Source organism: Microcella sp., from assembly GCF_051860105.1.
Classification (GTDB): domain Bacteria; phylum Actinomycetota; class Actinomycetes; order Actinomycetales; family Microbacteriaceae; genus Microcella.
In genome coordinates this window covers 1-18,425 of record NZ_JBHYEO010000033.1, presented here as the reverse complement: position 1 = coordinate 18,425, position 18,425 = coordinate 1, and the positions used below count along the sequence as shown (strand labels likewise).

At 71.3% G+C, this 18,425-nt stretch carries 19 protein-coding genes and 1 pseudogene; 4 read left to right on the top strand and 16 right to left on the bottom strand.

Annotated features, from left to right (window positions below):
• Both ACTIE9_RS12495 and ACTIE9_RS12490 read left to right on the top strand, forming a co-directional pair.
• Window positions 1-582, top strand: a pseudogene (locus tag ACTIE9_RS12495) (hypothetical protein); the annotation flags it as partial.
• Window positions 583-612: 30 nt separating this feature from the next.
• Window positions 613-1,674 (top strand): AI-2E family transporter, encoded by a 1,062-nt coding sequence (locus ACTIE9_RS12490; RefSeq protein ID WP_439565898.1) that lies wholly within the window; start codon window positions 613-615, stop codon window positions 1,672-1,674.
• 30 nt (window positions 1,675-1,704) lie between these two features.
• Here the strand turns inward: ACTIE9_RS12490 and ACTIE9_RS12485 are convergent, their stop codons facing one another.
• The 10 genes from ACTIE9_RS12485 to rpsB all read right to left on the bottom strand — a co-directional run bounded on the left by ACTIE9_RS12485 (window position 1,705) and on the right by rpsB (window position 9,345).
• Entirely contained in the window at window positions 1,705-2,418 is a 714-nt protein-coding gene (locus ACTIE9_RS12485; protein WP_439565897.1) for an alpha/beta hydrolase, read from the bottom strand.
• A complete protein-coding gene (locus ACTIE9_RS12480) occupies window positions 2,415-2,717 on the bottom strand; it encodes a hypothetical protein (RefSeq protein WP_439565896.1) in 303 nt (100 codons plus the stop codon). The genes ACTIE9_RS12485 and ACTIE9_RS12480 overlap by 4 nt, the downstream gene beginning before the upstream one ends.
• 12 nt (window positions 2,718-2,729) lie before the next feature.
• Window positions 2,730-3,368, bottom strand: a complete 639-nt coding sequence (locus tag ACTIE9_RS12475; protein WP_439565895.1) for a lytic transglycosylase domain-containing protein — start codon at window positions 3,366-3,368, stop codon at window positions 2,730-2,732.
• A 46-nt stretch (window positions 3,369-3,414) separates the two neighbouring features.
• Window positions 3,415-3,969: a DivIVA domain-containing protein gene (locus tag ACTIE9_RS12470; protein WP_439565894.1), complete on the bottom strand. Its 555-nt coding sequence runs from the start codon at window positions 3,967-3,969 to the stop codon at window positions 3,415-3,417.
• A gap of 71 nt (window positions 3,970-4,040) precedes the next feature.
• Complete coding sequence (locus ACTIE9_RS12465; RefSeq protein WP_439565893.1) at window positions 4,041-5,054, bottom strand: phosphatidate cytidylyltransferase; 1,014 nt, start codon at window positions 5,052-5,054, stop codon at window positions 4,041-4,043.
• Window positions 5,055-5,609, bottom strand: coding sequence for a ribosome recycling factor (gene frr, locus ACTIE9_RS12460; protein WP_439565892.1), 555 nt, complete (start codon window positions 5,607-5,609; stop codon window positions 5,055-5,057). It lies immediately after the preceding gene.
• A 60-nt stretch (window positions 5,610-5,669) separates the two neighbouring features.
• Window positions 5,670-6,545, bottom strand: a complete 876-nt coding sequence (locus tag ACTIE9_RS12455; RefSeq protein WP_439565891.1) for an EamA family transporter — start codon at window positions 6,543-6,545, stop codon at window positions 5,670-5,672.
• Window positions 6,542-7,255, bottom strand: a complete 714-nt coding sequence (pyrH, locus tag ACTIE9_RS12450; RefSeq protein WP_439565890.1) for a UMP kinase — start codon at window positions 7,253-7,255, stop codon at window positions 6,542-6,544. The genes ACTIE9_RS12455 and pyrH overlap by 4 nt, the downstream gene beginning before the upstream one ends.
• Window positions 7,256-7,397: 142 nt before the next feature.
• Window positions 7,398-8,225 carry a translation elongation factor Ts gene (gene tsf / locus ACTIE9_RS12445; RefSeq protein ID WP_439565889.1) on the bottom strand — a complete coding sequence of 276 codons (828 nt, stop codon included), beginning with the start codon at window positions 8,223-8,225 and terminating at the stop codon, window positions 7,398-7,400.
• A gap of 10 nt (window positions 8,226-8,235) precedes the next feature.
• The gene (rpsB, locus tag ACTIE9_RS12440) at window positions 8,236-9,345 is read right to left on the bottom strand and encodes a 30S ribosomal protein S2 (RefSeq protein ID WP_439565888.1); all 1,110 of its coding nucleotides are present in this window, start codon (window positions 9,343-9,345) and stop codon (window positions 8,236-8,238) included.
• A 277-nt stretch (window positions 9,346-9,622) separates the two neighbouring features.
• On the opposite strand from rpsB, the gene ACTIE9_RS12435 reads away from it, so the two are divergent.
• Window positions 9,623-10,144, top strand: a complete 522-nt coding sequence (locus ACTIE9_RS12435) for a murein hydrolase activator EnvC family protein (protein ID WP_439565887.1) — start codon at window positions 9,623-9,625, stop codon at window positions 10,142-10,144.
• Between the two features lie 15 nt (window positions 10,145-10,159).
• Here ACTIE9_RS12435 and ACTIE9_RS12430 read toward each other — a convergent pair whose 3' ends face one another.
• Window positions 10,160-11,083, bottom strand: a complete 924-nt coding sequence (locus ACTIE9_RS12430) for a tyrosine recombinase XerC (RefSeq protein WP_439565886.1) — start codon at window positions 11,081-11,083, stop codon at window positions 10,160-10,162.
• Window positions 11,084-11,170: 87 nt separating this feature from the next.
• Window positions 11,171-13,306, bottom strand: a complete 2,136-nt coding sequence (locus ACTIE9_RS12425) for an MMPL family transporter (protein ID WP_439565885.1) — start codon at window positions 13,304-13,306, stop codon at window positions 11,171-11,173.
• A 93-nt stretch (window positions 13,307-13,399) separates the two neighbouring features.
• Here ACTIE9_RS12425 and ACTIE9_RS12420 point away from each other — a divergent pair, with 93 nt between their 5' ends.
• Complete coding sequence (locus tag ACTIE9_RS12420) at window positions 13,400-13,969, top strand: MarR family winged helix-turn-helix transcriptional regulator (protein ID WP_439565884.1); 570 nt, start codon at window positions 13,400-13,402, stop codon at window positions 13,967-13,969.
• A 13-nt stretch (window positions 13,970-13,982) separates the two neighbouring features.
• Here the strand turns inward: ACTIE9_RS12420 and ACTIE9_RS12415 are convergent, their stop codons facing one another.
• From ACTIE9_RS12415 to ACTIE9_RS12400, 4 genes are read right to left on the bottom strand one after another with little or no spacing between them, the layout of a single operon-like run.
• Complete coding sequence (locus ACTIE9_RS12415; protein WP_439565883.1) at window positions 13,983-14,918, bottom strand: phosphodiesterase; 936 nt, start codon at window positions 14,916-14,918, stop codon at window positions 13,983-13,985.
• Window positions 14,919-14,951: 33 nt separating this feature from the next.
• Window positions 14,952-16,376, bottom strand: a complete 1,425-nt coding sequence (dprA, locus tag ACTIE9_RS12410) for a DNA-processing protein DprA (protein WP_439565882.1) — start codon at window positions 16,374-16,376, stop codon at window positions 14,952-14,954.
• A complete protein-coding gene (locus ACTIE9_RS12405) occupies window positions 16,377-17,897 on the bottom strand; it encodes a YifB family Mg chelatase-like AAA ATPase (RefSeq protein ID WP_439565881.1) in 1,521 nt (506 codons plus the stop codon). It abuts the gene before it with no gap.
• Complete coding sequence (locus ACTIE9_RS12400) at window positions 17,897-18,265, bottom strand: YraN family protein (protein ID WP_439565880.1); 369 nt, start codon at window positions 18,263-18,265, stop codon at window positions 17,897-17,899. The genes ACTIE9_RS12405 and ACTIE9_RS12400 overlap by 1 nt, the downstream gene beginning before the upstream one ends.
• Window positions 18,266-18,425: the final 160 nt, after the last annotated feature.

Here is an 18,425-nt window from a genome sequence, read left to right as displayed (position 1 = left end):
GCCGCCGCCGCCGAGCAGCAGCAGACGCTCGAGCGCGAGACCGAGCGTCAGCGTCGGCAGCTCGCCGACGAGGCAGCGACCACGCGCGCGCAGCTGCAGCACGAGGCCGACGAGCACCGCGCCCGACTCGCCCGCGCCGCCGAGCAGGCGCGCGTCGACCTCGACGTCGAGCTCACCGCCCGACGTGATGAGGCCGAGCGCGAGTACCTGGCGCGGCAGCAGGACGCCGTCGCCCAGACCCAGCGCTACCTCGACGAGGCGACGGCGCAGCTCGCCGCCGCGCAGGAGCGCGCCGCGACGGTGCGCACCGAGGCCGAAGCGCTCGAGCGCTCGGCCACGGATGAGGCCGAGGCCGCGCGCGCGAGCGCCGATGCCACCGCTCGATCGGTGCTCGAGAACGCCGAGCGCCGCGCCGCCGAGCTGCTACGCGACGCGCAGGAGCGCAGCGCCGCGCTCATCGCCGACGCCGAGGAGCGCATGACACGTATCCGCGTCGAGCGCGACGCCGTGGCGGGCTACTTCGAGGGCCTCCGCGGGGTACTGTCGCAGGCAGAGGCGCTCTCCACCCGCGACGAGCAGTAGTCAGCCCACCGCCCCGATGGAAGGACCTCGGTGAAGATCCAGAACGCGTTCCGGCTCGGCATCTTCGGGGGCCTGGGCGTGCTCATCGCGCTGCTCATCGGGGGCGCTTTCGCCTCACTGGCCACGATCCTCACCTACATCGGCGCGGCGATCTTCATCGCCCTCGGCCTCGATCCGCTCATCTCGTGGCTCGAGTCACGCAAATGGCCGCGCTGGGCGGCGATCCTGACGGTGCTCCTCGGCGTGCTGGGGCTCTTCGCCGGTCTCGTGTTCGCGATCATCCCCGTCGTCATCGAGCAGTCGACGAAGCTCATCAACCAGATCACCGAGTACGTCACGAACCCCGAGTCGCTCGACGAGCTGCTGTCGCAGATCCAGAGCGTCATCCCCATCGAGGTGCTCGATGTGCGCGCGGCCGCGGAGGACGCGCTCACCTACCTGACCGACCCCGACAACCTCGCCCAGATCGGCGGCGGCGTGCTCTCCGTGAGCGTGTCGATCGCCACCGGCATCTTCGGGGCCCTCATCATCCTGATCCTGACCCTGTACTTCACCGCGTCGCTCGGCAACATCAAGAAGGCCCTCTACCGCCTCGTGCCGCGCTCGCGCCGCGAGCAGTTCATCGGCATCTCCGAGCAGGTCGCGCAGGCCGTCGGCCGCTACGTGGTCGGCCAGGTGACTCTCGCCTTCATCAACGGTGTGCTGAGCTTCATCTTCCTCAGCATCATCGGCGCCGCCTACCCCGCCCTGTTCGCCTTCATCGCCTTCCTGTTCTCGCTCGTGCCGCTCGTCGGCACACTCTCGGGGTCGATCCTGATCGTCAGCACCCAGCTGCTCGTCAACCCCGACTCGATCGCGACGGTGATCGCCGCGGGCGTCTACTACCTCATCTACATGCAGGTCGAGGCCTACGTCTTCAGCCCCAACATCATGAACCGCGCGGTGAAGGTGCCCGGCGTGGTCGTCGTCATCGCCGCCCTCATCGGCGGCACGCTGCTGGGCATCCTCGGGGCGCTCATCGCCATCCCCGTCGCCGCCTCTATCCTGATCATCATCGATCAGGTGGTCGTGCCGAAGCTCGAGGAGAAATAGAGCAACGAGCCGCCCGACGCGGCCCTGCGATCAGGGCCACTCCGTCGGCAGGGGCAGCACGGCGGGATTCAGGCGCGCCACGATCTCGGTGAGCACGCGCACGGTCTGGTTCTCGCCGACCCACAGGTGCTTGCCCCCCTCGACGGCGACGAACTCCCTCTCGGGCACGCTCGCGAAACGCTCGAGGGCCTCGGGCGGCCGGAGGTAGTCGTCGAGCTCGGGCACGACCACCACGAGCCGCTTGCCGCTGCCCGCCCACGCCGCGACCTCGTCGGGGGTCGTGCGGTGCAGCGGGGGCGAGAGCAGGATCGCCCCGACGATCGGATGCTCGAGGCCGTGCTTGAGCGCGACCTCCGTGCCGAACGACCAGCCGAGCAACCAGGGATCCGGCAGGCCGCGCTCGGCGACCGCGGCCATGGCCGCATCCAGATCGAAGCGCTCGTCGTCGCCGTGACCGAACGATCCCTCGCTCGTGCCGCGCGGCGAGCTCACGCCGCGGAAGTTGAATCGCAGCACCGCGATGTCCGCGAGCGCCGGCAGCCGCGCGGCCGCCTTGCGGATGATGTGCGAATCCATGTAGCCGCCCGCCGTCGGAAGCGGGTGGAGGCACACGAGCGTCGCGATCGGAGCGTGGTGCTCGGGCACCGACAGCTCGCCGACGAGCGTGAGGCCGTCGGGCGTGCGCAGCTCGATGTCGGTGCGCACGGCAGGGAGCACCGTCGTGCTGCGGATCGGTTCGCTCATGGTTCCATCCTCCAGCAGTGCGCGTGCCAGTGCCGACGGTCGGCGAGTGCGGCCGCGTCACCCATGAGCCCGTCGGCCCGCCAGGCGACGACGTGCGCCTGGCCGACAGGCACCTCGAGCCGGCAGCCTGGGCACAGGTACACCTTCTGCGCTGCGGCGGCCGAGACCTGCTGCACCGTCCAGGTGCCCGTGCGCTTCACGACCGTGCGCCGCAGGCCGGCCGTGATGCGGTCGAGGTCGAGGGGCTCGTCAAAGGCGTTGTCGGGCCGACGGCCGCGGGGCCGATTGCTGCGGGGCATCGCTGCGGGGGCCTAGTACCAGCCGACGCGCTGGCTGTGCGCCCAGGCTCCGCACGGGTCGCCGTATCGCGCCTCGACGTACCCGAGGCCCCAGGTGATCTGCGTCACCGGATTCGTCGCCCAGTCGGCGCCGGCGGACGCCATCTTCGACCCCGGCAGCGCCTGCGGGATGCCATAGGCGCCCGAGCTCGCGTTCTGCGCGTAGACGTTCCAGCGCGACTCCTTGTTCCAGAGCGCGACCAGGCAGTCGTACTGATCGATGCCCCACCCCCGGGCGGTGACGAGCTGCAGGGCGATCTCCTTGGCCGTGCCGGGGTCGGGGGTTCCGGCGGCCGGCGCGATGCCGTAGGTCACCACGCGTGAGGTCTTCCACTCGGCCAGCTCGACGCTGCCGACGGGCTGCTCGGCCGCGACCAGAACCTGCGACGGGCGCTCAGGAGCCGGCGCCGTCACCTCGAGCGCCATCGCGGGTGAGTGGTCGGTGATGGCCGCGAGCACGAACGCGAGCGAGACGACGGAGGCGAAGAGCGGGAGCGACCAGGGCGTGCGGACGTGCCGTTCGACCGCGGGTGCGGAGGGTCGCCGATCAGCGCTCCCCCAGCGCTCGTCCTGCGCAGTGGGGTGCGTCATCGTCGCGGCATGGCGTCCCACAGTTCCCCGATTCTACCGGACGGGTAGCGACGGGTACGGCGAATGGTCAGCGCACGGCCAACATGAGCCGGATGACGGTGTCGAGCAGCAGGTCGACCTGCGTCTCGTGGTAGCCGCGGTAGCGGGATCGGAAGGCGATCGTGCGCACCGTCTCGACCGGCAGCTGCTGCCCGTTCTCGAAGTACGCCGAGATGCGGGCGGCGAAGGCGTCGACGTCCTCCGGGCGGTAGCCGCGCGTCAGCAGGCTCACGCGCCGGAACTTCGCCCCGGCCGGGCGGGCGAGACGATCGATGATCTCCTGCGCCGTCGCACGGGCGTCTGCGTAGTAGGCCTCGGAGCCGTCACGAGCGATCGCCTGCTCGCGCTCGCGGCCGGCGAAGGCCTCCTCGAGGCGCTCCAGTGCGGCATCCACGTGCCGCGCCGAGTAGCCGTCCTTCCGGACCACGCGGAAGGCCGTGTGCCGGATCTCGTCGCTCGACAACGAGGCCTCGTCGCCTGCCGGGGCGGAGAACGCCACCCGCGCGCGCTCGAGGAACGCGTCGACCTCGGCGACGTCGTAGCCGGGCTTGCCCGAGCGGGCACGGGGGAATGTCGAGGTCACCGCACCATTCTGCCGCAGTCGCGGGGCCTCGGGCGCCACCGCGCCCCGACGGCGCGGTCGCTGCCCGCGACTCAGCCGAGCAGGCTGAAGATCACGTAGGCGGCGATCGTCGAGGGCAGCATCGAGTCGAGGCGGTCGAGGAACCCGCCGTGACCCGGGAGCCAGGTCGAGATGTCTTTGATGCCGAGATCGCGCTTGATGAGCGACTCGGTGAGGTCGCCGAGGGTCGCGACGCCGACGAGCGTCAGCGCGAGGATGAGCCCGACCCACCAGTCGGTGCCGATCATGAGCACGGCGAGCAGGATGCCCGCGAGCGTCGCCGCGACGACCGACCCCGCGAAGCCCTCCCAGGTCTTCTTCGGGCTGATGCGGGGTGCCATGGGGTGCTTGCCGAACAGCACGCCGGCCGCGTAGGCGCCCGTGTCGATCGCGATGACGACGATGAGATAGGCGAGCACCCACCACTCGCCGCGCGGCTGCGCCGTCATGACGACCGCGAAGCCCGCGAGTAGCGGCACGTAGCTGAGCACGAACACGCCGGCCGCGAGGTCGGTGCGGAGCGAGACCCCGGGCTGCCGCATGGCGGGCCGCAGCGTCTCGACGATGCGCCACAGGCTCACGAAGGCGACACCGGCCAGGAAGGCCCACCACAGCCCCGGCGCGCCGAGGTAGAAGGCGGGCGGCACGACACCGATGGCGGCGATCACGAGCGGGATGCGCGGGATGTCGCGCCCCGCGAACCGCAGAGCGCTCGCGAGCTCGTAGACCGTGAACGCGACGAGCGTCGCCGCGAAGATCATGAACAGCTCTTTGACGACGATGAGGCTGAACAGCAGGGCGAAGCCCAGCACGAGCCCGAAGAAGATGGCCTTGGTCAGACTGCGACCGGCGCGGGCCTCGATGCGGGCATCCATCTCGCGCGCTTTCGCCTCGAGATCGTGCACCTTGTTCTCGATGTCGTGGATGGCCGCCTCGACCTCGTCACGCGCCGAAGCGGCACGGCCGCGACCCGGGCGGCGCGCCCCGCGCGGGGGCACCGGCTCGGGGGCCGCAGCGGGCGGCGCGGATTCGGGAGTCTCGGGCATCTAGACCTCGAGCAGCTCGGCTTCCTTCTTCTTGAGCGCGTCTTCGGCGGCATCGGTCGCGCGCTTCGTGATCGCCTCGAGCTCTTTCTCGGCGCGGGCCACCTCGTCGTCGCCCACCTCGCTCTTCAGCTTGTCGAGGTCTTCTTTCGCCTTGCGGCGGATGTTGCGGATGGCGACCTTGCAGTCTTCGGCCTTCTGCTTGACGATCTTCACGTACTCCTTGCGACGGTCCTCCGTCAGCTCGGGCATCGTGACGCGGATGATCTCGCCGTCGTTGTTGGGGCTCGCGCCGAGGTTCGGGAAGTTGACGATCGCCTTCTCGATCTCTTTCAGCGCGCTCTTGTCGTAGGGCGTGATGAGAATGGTGCGCGCCTCGGGGTTCTGCAGGCTCGCGAGCTGGGCGAGCGGCGTGGGCGTGCCGTAGTACTCGACGAGGATCTTCTGGAACAGCTGCGGGTTGGCCCGGCCCGTGCGCACGGTCGCGAAGTCCTCTTTCGCGACCTCGACGGCCTTGGTCATCTTGTCGGTGGCTTCGGCCAGAACGTCGGCGATCACAGCGGGCTCCTTCGGTGGGTCGCCCCCGAGTCTAGTGGGCGCAGTGCGGCAGGCGGGGCATCAGCCGAGGGCGAGCAGGGCAATGCCCGCGAGCACGACGACGCTACCCGCGATGCGCGGCACCGGGTGGGGCTCGCGCAGCAGCAGCCAGCCCGCGAGGGCGATGAGCACGACGCTCGCCTCGCGCGCGGGCGCCACGATCGACACCGGAGCGAGCGTGTAGGCGGCCAGCACGGCGACGTAGGCGAGCGGTGACAGCAGCCCCACGAGCACGACGGCGACGGGATGCTCGCGAGCAGTTCGCATGAGCGCCCCGCGCTCGCGCGGCACCGACAGCGCCAGCAGCACGACGAGCTGCACGACCATGCTCGCCCAGTAGTAGCCGACGGGGTCGAGGTCGGCGCGGGTCACAGCGGCCGCATCCCACAGCGTGTAGGCGGCGATGACGACGCCGACCGCCGCCCCGTAGCGGATTCCCCGCCAGCGCCGCGCGGCGTCATCGTGCGACGGCTCGCCGCCGCGGGTGCCGGCGAGGCCGATGACGACGACGCCCGCGACGACGAGAGCGGCCCCCGCGAGCACCACCGGGCCCGGGCGCTCGCCCAGCAGCACGACGGCGCCGACGACGCTCAGCAACGGCCCGGTGCCGCGCGCGAGCGGGTAGACGACCCCGACATCGGCGAGCCGGTAGCCGCGCTGCAGCAGCAGGAAGTAGGCCAGCTGCAGCGCCGCGCTGCCGAGCACGAGCGGCGCGAAGGCACCCGCCGCGGGCGGCGCAGCGATGAGGGCGGTGATGCCGACCGGGGCGAGTGCGACGACGCCCACGACGAGAGTGGCGGCGATGAAGGTCGTGCCGCTCGTTCCGGCGCGCTTCATCGCGATGTTCCAGACGGCGTGCGCGAGCGCCGCGCCGGCGATGAGCAGGGCGGCGATCAATTCGAGACGCGCGTGCCGATCTGCTCGCCGCGGATGGCGCGGGCGATGTTGCCGCCCGGCTCCATGCCGAAGACGACCATCGGCATGCCGTTGTCCATGCACAGCGAGAACGCCGTCGAGTCGACGACCTTGAGGCCCTTCACGAGCGCCTCCTGGTAGGTGATGGCGTCGAGCTTGCGCGCATCGGGGTTGCGGCGCGGGTCGTCGCTGTAGACGCCGTCGACGCCGTTCTTGGCCACGAGCACTTCGACCGCCCCGATCTCGAGCGCGCGCTGCGCCGCGACGGTGTCGGTCGAGAAGTACGGAAGCCCGGCACCGGCGCCGAAGATGACCACCCGCCCCTTCTCGAGGTGGCGCTCGGCCCGCAGCGGGATGTACGGCTCGGCGACCTGGGTCATCTGGATGGCCGACTGCACGCGCACCTGCGCGCCCGCCTGCTCGAGGAAGTCTTGCAGGGCGAGCGCGTTCATGACCGTGCCGAGCATGCCCATGTAGTCGGCGCGCCCGCGGTCCATGCCGCGCTGGCTGAGCTCGGCGCCGCGGAAGAAGTTGCCGCCGCCCACGACGATCGCGACCTCGACATCTTTCGCGGCCTCGGCGATCTCACGCGCGATCGCGCTCACGATGTCGGGGTTGACTCCGAGAGACCCTCCGCCGAACGCCTCACCCGACAGCTTGAGCATTACACGGCGGCGACGGGGTTCGGTCATGACGGAGCATCCATTCGTGTCGGGGTCGGGTTCAGCGTAGCGGGGCGTGCGCGCCGCGCGGAGGTCGAGGCCGTCGCGCGGGCCGGGCATGGAGAAGGGCCCGAGTCGCGAACGCGTCTCGGGCCCTTCATCGGTCGTCGACCTAGGCGCCGACCTTGAAGCGGGCGAAGCCCGTCACGGTCAGACCGGCGTCCTTCAGCACGGTCGCGACGGTGAGCTTGTTGTCGCGCGCGTAGTCCTGCTCGAGCAGGGCGACCTGCTTGAAGAACGCGCCGACGCGGCCCTCGACGATCTTCGGCAGCGCGGCCTCGGGCTTGCCCTCGTTGCGCGAGATCTCCTCGACGATGCGACGCTCGGTCTCGACCGCTTCGGTCGGAACCTCGTCGCGCGTCAGGTACTGCGGGTCGGCGAACGAGATGTGCTGCGCGATGCTGCGCGCCGTCTCGGCGTCAGAACCCTCGTAGGCCACGACCACACCGACCTGCGGGGGCAGGTCTTTGTTGGTGCGGTGCAGGTAGATCGCGAACTGCGAGCCCTCGAGGCGCGCGACGCGGCGCAGCTCGAACTTCTCGCCGATGATCGCGGCCTCCTCGTCGATGATCGCGGCGACGGTCGAGCCGTCGACCGGAGCGGCCAGGGCCGCCTCGACCGTGGCCGCACCGGCGGCGACGACCGCGGCGAGCACGCGCTCACCGAGGGCGACGAACTTCTCGCCCTTGGCGACGAAGTCGGTCTCGCAGGCGAGCTCGATCATCGTGGTCGCACCGGCGCCCTCGTGGGCGGCGATGAGGCCCTCGCTCGTCGAGCGGTCGGCACGCTTCGCGTTGCCCTTCGCGCCCTTGAGCCGCAGGATCTCGGTCGCCTTCTCGAGGTCACCCTCGGCCTCGACGAGAGCGTTCTTCGTGTCGACCATGCCGGTGCCGAGGCGCTCGCGCAGGGTCTTGATGTCTTCCAGGCTGACGTTCGCCATAGAGGTGTCCTTACTCGGTCTCGGCAGCCGCGGCGTCAGCCTCGGCGGCGGGCTTCTTCTTGGCGGGGGCCTTCTTGGCCGGCTTCTCGGCGGCGGGCTCCTCAGCGACCTCGGCGGCGGGCGCCTCAGCAGCGGGCTCCTCGGCGACGGGCGCCTCGGCAGCGGGTGCCTCGACAGCGGGCGCCTCGACGAACTCGGCAGCAGGCTCGTCGGCGGCGGGCGCCTCGACGACCTCGGCAGCAGGCTCGTCGGCGGCGGGCGCCTCGACGACCTCGGCAGCAGGCTCGTCGGCGGCGGGCGCCTCGACGACCTCGGCCGCGGGGGCCTCGGGGGCGGGTGCCTCAGCAGCGGCGGCACCCTGCTCGAGCAGCTCGCGCTCCCACTCGGCGAGGGGCTCGACGGCGGAGACGTTGCCCTCGGCCTTGGGGCTCGCGTGCTTGCGGATCAGACCCTCGGCAGCAGCATCCGCGATGATGCGCGTCAGCAGCGCCACCGAGCGGATCGCGTCATCGTTGCCCGGGATCGGGTACGCCAGCTCATCGGGGTCGGCGTTCGTGTCGAGGATGCCGATGACCGGGATGCCCAGCTTCTTGGCCTCATCGATCGCGAGGTGCTCGCGCTTGGGGTCGACGACCCACATGGCGCTCGGCGTCTTCGTGAGGTTGCGGATACCGCCGAGCGACTTGTGCAGCTTGTCGAGCTCGCGCTTCTTGATCAGCAGCTCTTTCTTGGTGAAGCCCTTGGTGGTGTCGTCGAAGTCGAGCTCCTCGAGCTCCTTCATGCGCGCGAGGCGCTTTGACACGGTCTGGAAGTTGGTCAGCAGACCACCGAGCCAGCGCTGGTTGACGTAGGGCTGGCCGACGCGCGTAGCCTGCTCGGCGATCGACTCCTGCGCCTGCTTCTTGGTGCCGACGAAGAGGATGGTGCCGCCGTGGGCGACCGTCTCCGTGACGAAGTCGTAGGCCTTGTCGATGTAGGCGAGCGACTGCTGCAGGTCGATGATGTGGATGCCGCTGCGCTCGGTCAGGATGAAGCGCTTGACTTTCGGGTTCCAGCGGCGGGTCTGGTGCCCGAAGTGCACGCCGCTGTCGAGCAGCTGGCGAATGGTGACGACGGCCATGGCCGTACTCCTTCTGTTCTCAGTTGTCGCCCCGCCCGACGGGAGGGGCCCTGGTGCCCGGCGCTGGCCCCCACCCGTTCGCCTGCCGATTGCTCGGGAGACATGCGGGACTGAGGGGGATGTGCGCCATGAAACGGACACGCGAAGTCAGCCGCGACAGGCGCGACTGCGTCTGCCAGCATATCACCGCTCCCCCGCGCCCTCCGCGGGCGTCGGGTTCTCCCCCGCTGGCGGTCACCGAGCATCCGGATGCGGCGATCGCCCCGATGCTGTCGGCATGCGCCCCGCCCTGCTCGCCCTCGCCGCCCTGCTCGTGCTCGGCGCGCTCGGGCCCTCCGGCCGGGCGCACGCCGCGCCCGCCGCTGCCGCCCCCGCTGCGCTCGCTCCCGCGGCACCGGGGTGGGTGTGGCCCGTCGACGGTCCGCGTGCGGTGGTGCGCCCGTACGTGCAGCCGGCGACGCCGTACGCGGCCGGGCACCGGGGGGTCGATCTCGCTGCGTTGGCCCCGGGCGACGAGGTGCGCGCGGTCACGAGCGGCACCGTGCACTACGCGGGCGTCGTCGTCGACCGGCCGGTCATCACGGTGCGCATCGGGCAGGTGCTCGCGACGGTTGAACCCGTGACGCCGCTCGTCGCGACGGGTGAGCGCGTGACCGCGGGCCAGGTGATCGGCGTGCTCGAGCCGGGGCACTGCGCGAGGCCCTGCGTGCACCTCGGGGTGCGGGTCGCCGGCGAGTACGTGTCTCCCCTGCTCTACCTCGGCGGCCTCCAGCGGGCCGTGCTGCTGCCGCTCGGGTGAGCCGCGGCAGCGGGCTCAGGCGCGCGGATGGGCGGTGCGGTAGACCGCGGCGAGTCGCTCGGCGCTCACGTGCGTGTAGATCTGCGTGGTGCCGAGGCTCGCGTGGCCGAGGATCTCCTGCACAGCGCGCAGATCGGCACCGCCGTCGAGCAGGTGCGTCGCCGCCGTGTGCCGGAAGGTGTGGGGGCCGGAGGGTCCGCTGCCGGGCTGCTCGGCGAGCAGGCCCGCGACGAGGGTGTAGACGGCGCGGGTCGACTCGCGCGCCCCCCGGGCGCCGAGGAAGAGCGCCGAGCCCGACCGCTCGGCGAGCAGCGCGGGCCGCCCGTGCTCGAGGTATCCCGCGATCGCCCGAGCGGCCGGCACCCCGAACGGCACCACGCGCTCCTTCGCGCCCTTGCCGAGCACGCGCACCACGCGGCGCGCGGCATCGACATCGCCGAGGTCGAGGCCGACAAGCTCGCTCACGCGCAGCGCGCTCGCGTAGAGCAGCTCGATCATCGCGAGGTCGCGCAGCGCCAGGGGGTCGCGCGTCGCCGCGCGGGTGGTGAGGCCGTCGAGCAGAGCATCCACCTGCGACCGGCTGAGCACGCGCGGAAGGTGCCGGTCGGGCCGCGGAGCACGCAGCCGGGTGGCCGCGTCGGCGGGCGCACGGCCGGTGCGCGCGAGCCACGCCGTGAAGCCGCGCATCGTCGAGGCCCGCCGGGCCAGGCTCGACGCGGCGAGCCCGGCGTCGCTCTGGCTCCACACCCACTCGCGCAGCAGCTCGAGGTCGATGAGTGCCGGATCGGGCTCGGCCCCGCGCTGCTCGACGAAGGCGGCGAAGCTGTCGAGGTCTCCCCCGTAGGCGCGCACCGTGTGGGCGCTCGCCCCGCGCTCGAGCTCGACGGCGCGCAGGTAGAGCGCGATCGCCTCGCGCAGCGCGGTGGTCGGTGCGTGCACCCCTTCAGCATGCGCCCTCGCCCGCGCGCCCGTCACGGCGACAGGCCGTGACGGGCGCGGGTCGGGCTCGGGATGCTCGAGCCGGGCTCAGGCGACGGGCGCCGGTTCGCGCTCAGGGGCGGGCGCTTCGTCCGGCATCCGCTCGGCCTGGCCATCGGCTCCGCGCGCCGCCGCCTCCGCGTCGGTGAGCTCGGGGCGGCGAGGCCACCAGAAGCGGTCCTTGGCGATGAAGGTCATCGCCGGAACGATCACGGTGCGCACGAGCAGGGTGTCAATGAGAACACCGATGCAGACGATCACGCCGACCTGGGTCAGGGCGATGAGCGGCAGCACACCGAGCACCGCGAACACAGCCGCGAGCAAGATGCCCGCACTGGTGATCACGCCGCCGGTGGCGGCAAGGGCGCGCACCATGCCTTCCGAGGTTCCGAGGGTCGGCACCTCCTCCTTGGCTCGCGTGACGAGGAAGATCGAGTAATCGACACCGAGAGCCACGAGGAAGATGAAGCTGAACAGCAACACGGTCGTGTCGATGCCCGGGAAGCCGAACACGGTCGTGAACAGGACCGACCCGATACCCACGGCGCTGAAGAAGCTGGCGACCACGGCGAGCAGCAGCAGTAGTGGGGCGACAAGCGCCCGCAGGAGCACGATCAGCACGATCAGCACGAGCACGAGCACGAGCGGGATGACCAGATTCTGGTCGCGCTGCTGCGCGTCGCGCTGATCAAGAGCGGCCGCGTCGTTACCGCCGACAAGGGCCTCCCCGTCGCCGAGGTCGTCGAGAGCGAGGCGCAGCTCGCCGATCAGGGCGAAGGCCTCTTCGCTCTCCGGGTCGGCGTCGAGCACCACGCTGATGCTGGCGATGTCGTCGTTCTGCGCCGCGATGGTCGCCTCTGCGACACCGTCGATCGCGAGGAGTCCGTCGACGACCTCCTCGGCGTCGCCGGGCGTGGTGATGATCGTCGCCGGGGCCGAGCTACCGGCCGAGAACGCATCGGCAAGGCGCTCCTGACCGATGACCGCCTCGGGCTTGACGATGAAGCGATCGTTCTGCGAGAGACCCACATTCACCGTCGCGAGACCCGACGCCATGACGCCGAGGATGACGAACCCTCCGATGGCGACCGCGACCGGACGCTTGCTGACCGCGCGGCCGAGCTTGCCCCACAGGCTGCTCGACACCTTGTCGGGCGAGCCGTAACGCGGGATGAGCGGCCAGAACAACCAGCGGCCGAAGACCACGAGGGCGGCCGGCAGCACGAGGAGCGCGTAGGCCATCGCGACGACGATGCCGACCGCACCGGCAAGACCCAAGGAGCGGTTTCCGGAGAGCTCACCGAACAACAGGGTCACGAGCGCGAGGGCGACAGTCGACCCGCTCGCGATGATCGCGGGGCCGGCCCCCTTGAGAGCGATCGCCATGGCGACACGACGGTCGAGGTTCAGGCGCAGCTCGTCGCGGTAGCGCGCGATGAGCAGCAGGGCGTAGTTGGTGCCCGCACCGAAGACGAGCACCGACAGGATGCCCGTCACCGAGCCGTCGAGCGTGATTCCCGCCGCGTCGGCAACCAGTCGAGCCGCGATTCCGGCGATGAAGTCGGCAACGCCGACCACCGCGAGCGGCACAACCCAGAGCACGGGGCTGCGGTAGGTGATGATCAGCAGAAGGGCAACGACGAGGGCCGTGATACCGAGCAGAAGGAAGTTAGCTCCCTCAAAAACGGCAGCGAAGTCGACCGCGAAGCCTTCCGCACCGGTGAACCAGACCTGCACACCGTCGGGCAGCCCATCGGCGGCGATGGCGCGAATCTCGTCGGCACGCTCTGCCTGCGCCGAAACCCGGTCTTCTACCTCGAGCGGCAGCACAACGAGTGCGGTCGTGCCGTCCTCCGACACGGTCGGCGGCGGCACAAAGCCATCGAGGGAGAGGTCGGCGAGATCGACCGTGCGCTCGGTGATCGCCGCGATATCGTCGGCGCTCAAGTCACCGCTCTCGCGCCCGAAGATCAGGAAGGCACTCGTGGCGCCCTCATCGGCGAACTGCTCTTGCAGGGCTGCCACCTGTTGCGACTCAGCGGAATCGGGCAGACCGACCGGCGGCGCAGAGTCAGCGGTCTGGTACCCCGCGGCCACGAAGAGGGCCGCCGTGGCGGCGATGCCGACGACGAGAACGATCCAGGACGTGCGGGCGGCGGTGATGAAACGCGTGATCGCGTTCACGGGAACTCCTTGGGGCGAGGCGTGGATGCTGAGAGTTGTCTCTCGATGATCGAGATATTCGACCATCGAAGAACCTAGCGGTATCCTGGGGAGGTGAGCCAATCGGATCAGCAGACTCCCAGCTTCGGCGAGACGCACGCCGCCACGCTGCTGCTGCGCGAGTTCCTCGACGTCACCGACGACTTCGAGCGTGCGCTCGGCGACGAGCTCTCCGTCAACCCCACCGATCTCAGCGCGATGCAGCATCTGATCGTCGCCGGACCGCTCAGCCCCACCGCTTTGGCCGAGCGGCTCGCGCTCTCGTCCGCCGCGGTCACCACGGTCGTCGACCGGCTCCAAGCCCTCGGCCACGTGCACCGCATGCCGAACCCCGATGACCGGCGGGGAACGCTCGTCGTGCCCGAGCCTGCCTCGATCGGTCGCGCCATGGGCCGCATCATCCCCATGGTGACCGAGGTCGACCGAGCCATTCACGAGTTCGACGACGATGAGCAGGCCGTCATCACGCGCTACCTGCACCGAGTCGTCTCGGCGTATCGCGGGCACGCCGAACCCGCGGAGCGGCCGAGGACGTGGCGCGCGGATGCCGCGCCGCGGCCGCACGCCGACGGGTCGCCGGATCGACCGGATGCCGGCGGGTCGTCGGAGCGACCGCAGCCCTAGGCCCGGCGCACCGCTAGACGTCGCTCGCCGCGGCCTCGTTGAGATTGAGGTGCGAGGTCTTGCTCGACAGCTGCTCGAGCCGCACATCCGGCGGCATCGCGTCGATCATGGGCCGGTAGTCGACGGAGAAGCCCGTCACTTCGGGGAAGTCGGTGGCGGGGATCGTCGACGTGACCACCTGGTCGTCGTAGACGTGCACGTAGTCGAACGACTGCCCTCCGTCGACCCCGCTGAGCAGGCGCTGCGCGTCGGCACCGAGATCGAGGGTGTAGCAGGTGGCTGCGGCGACCGAGACCGGGATGCCCGCGAAGGTGCTGTGGGTCGAGTAGTGCAGGTGCCCGCCCAGGATCAGGCGGACGTCGGTGCCTCGCAGCACGTCGGCGAGCGCCGGCTGGTCGTGCAGCTCGAGCACGGCCATCACCTCGAGCGGCGTCGGCACCGGCGGGTGGTGCACAGCGACGATCGTGCCGTGCGGCGCGGGCTCAGCGAGCACTCCCGCCAGCCAGTCGAGCTGCGCCGCCGTGAGCTCGCCGTGGTGGTAGCCGGGGACGGTCGTGTCGAGGGAGATGACGCGCAGGCCGCGGATGTCGTGCACGCGATCCTGCGTCGCGTCGGTCTCGGGCTCGTCGAACAGTAGCGAGGAGTAGGGCGCCCGCTCGTCATGGTTGCCCATCACCCAGATGATCTCGGCGCCCATGCGCTGCGCGACCGGTTCGACGGCGGCGCGCAGCCGTCGGTACGCGTCGGCTTCGCCGAGGTCGGCGAGGTCGCCGGTGAAGACGAGCGCATCCGGGCGCACCGGACCGGCTTCGAGCCGCCGCAGCGCGGCTGCTAGGCGCTCCTCGACCGGGACTTTGCCATACAGCGAACGCCCGCCGCCGAGCAGGTGTGTGTCGGAGATGTGCACGAGCACATGGCCGGCCGGAGGGTACTGTCCCATCTGCGTCATGCCGACAGGCTACCCGCGCTCGGTGAAGCGATGTCAGGATGTGGCGATGCGGGTATCGGACTCGGCTCGCGGTGCCGACGCCGGCACGAGCCGCCAGAGATCATCGGCGCCCCGCACCGCCCGTCCCTCGAGATCGAGCACCCCGAGCGCGGCCCTGACCCGGCCGACCCCCTCACCGACGGCCCGGGCGATCTCGCTCACGGACTGCCCCCGCCGCGGTCGGAGCGCGTCGGTGACGCGCACCTGCATCGCGTCGTGCTGCGGCTTAGCGCCCGATGCCTCAGAACCTCCGCTCACTGCGGGCTCAGGGATCGCGAGGACGCCGTCGTCGCCGAACGCGAGCTGCATGATCTCCGCAACGCTCGTGACGCAGGTCGCAGGCGTGGTGCGGAGGAAGGCGTGGCAGCCCGCGCTCGCCGCGCTCGTGATCGGGCCGGGCACGATGCCCACCGGCAGCCCCGCGTCCAGAGCGTGATTCGCCGTGCTGAGCGCTCCGGAGCGCCGGCCGGCCTCGACGACGACCGTCGCCGACGAGAGCACCGCGATGAGCCTGTTGCGTTGGAGGAACCGCCATTTCGTCGGCGCGGTGCCGCACGGCACTTCGGAGACCAGCAGCCCGCTCTCGGCCACTCGCGTGAGCAGCGCCTCATGCCCGCTCGGGTAGAGCCGATCGATGCCACCGGCCAGCACCGCGATCGTGGCGCCGCCGCTCGCGAGCGCTGCGCGGTGCGCCATGCCGTCAATGCCGTACGCGCCCCCTGAGACGACGACCACGTCGCGCGCACAGAGCCCCGCGGCCAGCTCCATCGCGACATGCTCGCCGTATCCGGTCGCCGCTCGGGCTCCGACGAGGGCGACACCGGGGCGTCGCAGAAGCTCGAGATCGCCGCGCGCCCAGAGCAGCACTGGCGGGCTGTCGCGCAGCGCCACGATGCCTTCGGGCCAGTACGGGTCACCGGGCACGATCATGCGGGCGCCGCAGCGCGCCGCGCTGTCGAGACTACGGAGCACGTCGGCGGCTCTCAGCCGCTCACTCCAGCGGAGCAGCCCGTCATGGGCGCGCTCGACCGTGATCTCACCGCGCGTCGCAGCGCTGATCGTGGCGGGCGCAACGCGATCGATCACCATCCGCGCGGCGGCGACGGGGCCGACCGCGGCGATCAGGGCGCCCGCAACACTGTCTCCCGGCTCGACGAGCACGGCCCAGATCGCGCGGGCGAAGAGCACGTCGAGCGGGCCCGGCTCGTCCGGCTCGTCGCCGCCCGCGTCGTGATCATCAGGCGACCCGTCGTCGAGCGGCGGGTCGACCGGCGCGTCGACTGGCGCGTCGACCGGCAGCACCTCCTTCGGCACGACGCCGTTGAGCACGGCGTCGTCGGGCCAGGCCTCCAGCACGCCCGGCCGCACGGCGGCGAGCGCGGCGGCGATTCGATTCGGGTCGATCCCCCAGAGGCTCATTCAGATTCCCTTTCGCAGGTAGAGCGCGCGACCGAGGTGGTCGGCGGTGGGTCGGTCGGCGCCGTCGAGGTCGGCGAGCGTCCACGCGACGCGCAGCACCCGGTCGTAACCCCGCATCGTCAGGGCACCACGCTCGAGCGCCCGGTCGAGCGCTGCCCGGTCGGACGCCGCTAGCCGCCACCGGGGCGACCGCAAGACCGGGCCGGGCACCTGCGCCGTGAGCGACCATCCCTGACCACCCCAGCGCTCGCGCCCGCGCCGACGGGCCTCGATCACGCGGACGCGGGCCTCGGCGGTGCTGACCGTGCCCGGTGCCCCCTCGGTCATCTGGGCGACGCTGACGCGCCGCACCGTGAGGTGCAGGTCGATGCGATCGAGCAGTGGTCCTGACAACCGACCGAGGTAGCGACGGCGCATGATCGGCGTGCACGCGCACTCCTCACCGCCTCCCTGCCCGCACGGGCAGGGGTTCGCGGCGAGCACGAGCTGGAACCGGGCAGGGAAGCGCGCGACCGTGCGGGCACGGTGGATCGTGATCTCGCCGGTCTCGAGCGGCTGGCGCAGGGCGTCGAGCACCGCCCCGGCGAACTCGGGCGCCTCGTCGAGGAAGAGCACGCCGTGCGCCGCTCGTGAGATGGCTCCGGGGCGCACGAGACCGCTGCCGCCGCCGACGAGCGCCGCCATCGTCGCGCTGTGATGCGGAGCCTCGAGCGGCGGTCGCGTGACGAGCGACGAGCCGAGCGGCAGCCCGGCGAGTGAGCGGATCGATGAGACCTCGACGGCGGCGTCCGGCTCGAGGTCGGGCAGCAGACCGGGCAGGCGAGACGCGAGCAGCGTCTTGCCCGCCCCAGGTGGCCCGAGCATGAGCATGTGGTGACCTCCAGCCGCGGCGACCTGCAGGGCCTCGACCGCCTCGGGGTGCCCGACCACGTCTGCGAGGTCACCGTGCTCCGCAGCGGGAGGAGCCGAGTGGGGTGCGACGAGGGCCTCGACCGGCACCGGATCGAGCGCTGCGCCGTGGCGGATGAGCACCTCCCGCAGCGACGCCGCCCCGATCACGCGGATGCCCGGCACGAGGGCCGCCTCGTCAGCATTGCCGCTCGGCACCACGACGGCCCGCGCTCCGGCCCGGCGTGCGGCGAGCACCGCGGGCAGCACGCCGGCCACGGGACGCAGGCGACCGTCGAGCGAGAGTTCGCCGAGGTGCACCACCGAGGCGATGGCCTCGGTGGTGATGACTCCCGTCGTCGCGAGTGCGGCGACGGCGATGCCCAGGTCGAACCCCGAACCGTGCTTGGGCAGCGAGGCGGGCGAGAGGTTCACCGTCACCTTGCGAGAGGGCAGATCGCACCCCGAGTTGGTGGCCGCGGAGCGCACTCGGTCTTTCGCCTCGCCGAGGGAGGTGTCGGGCAGCCCGATGATCGTGAAGGCGGGCAGTCCGTTGGCGAGGTCGGCCTCGATCTCGACGATCGAGCCCTCGACACCGTGCAGGGCGACCGCCAGAGTGCGCGCGACGGGCATCAGCCGACCTCGCGGAGGTGGTCGAGAACGACGCCATCGCGCCTGGCGACGACGCCGATGGCGTCGATGCGCACACGGCGCGGCCGACGCGCGCCCGGCTCGAGCGGGTGCGCGTCGCACCAGGCGCCCGCGAGGCGGCGCAGCCGGGCGAGCTTGCGCGGAGTGATCGCGTCGAGGGGGTGCCCGTAGGCGAGGCTCGAACGGGTCTTGACCTCGACGAACACCGTGGTCGGCCCATCGGTCGCCACGATGTCGAGCTCGCCCTGCGGGCACCGCCAGTTGCGGTCGATGATCGTGCAGCCGATCGCGATCAGATGCTCGACGGCGAGCTGCTCACCCGAGCGCCCGAGGTCGTCTTTGCGTGCCATGTCGCCTCCCGCCGAGCAGGATGACGGAGCTACAGCACGACCCCGGGCCCACCCCCGGCGACGTTGAGTCGCCGGAGGCGAGGCCCGGGTGTGAGGGAGGGCCGGCTAGCTGTAGTGCCCAGGGACGTTGTTTGATCTGGACGTCCTGACATGGCGAGAA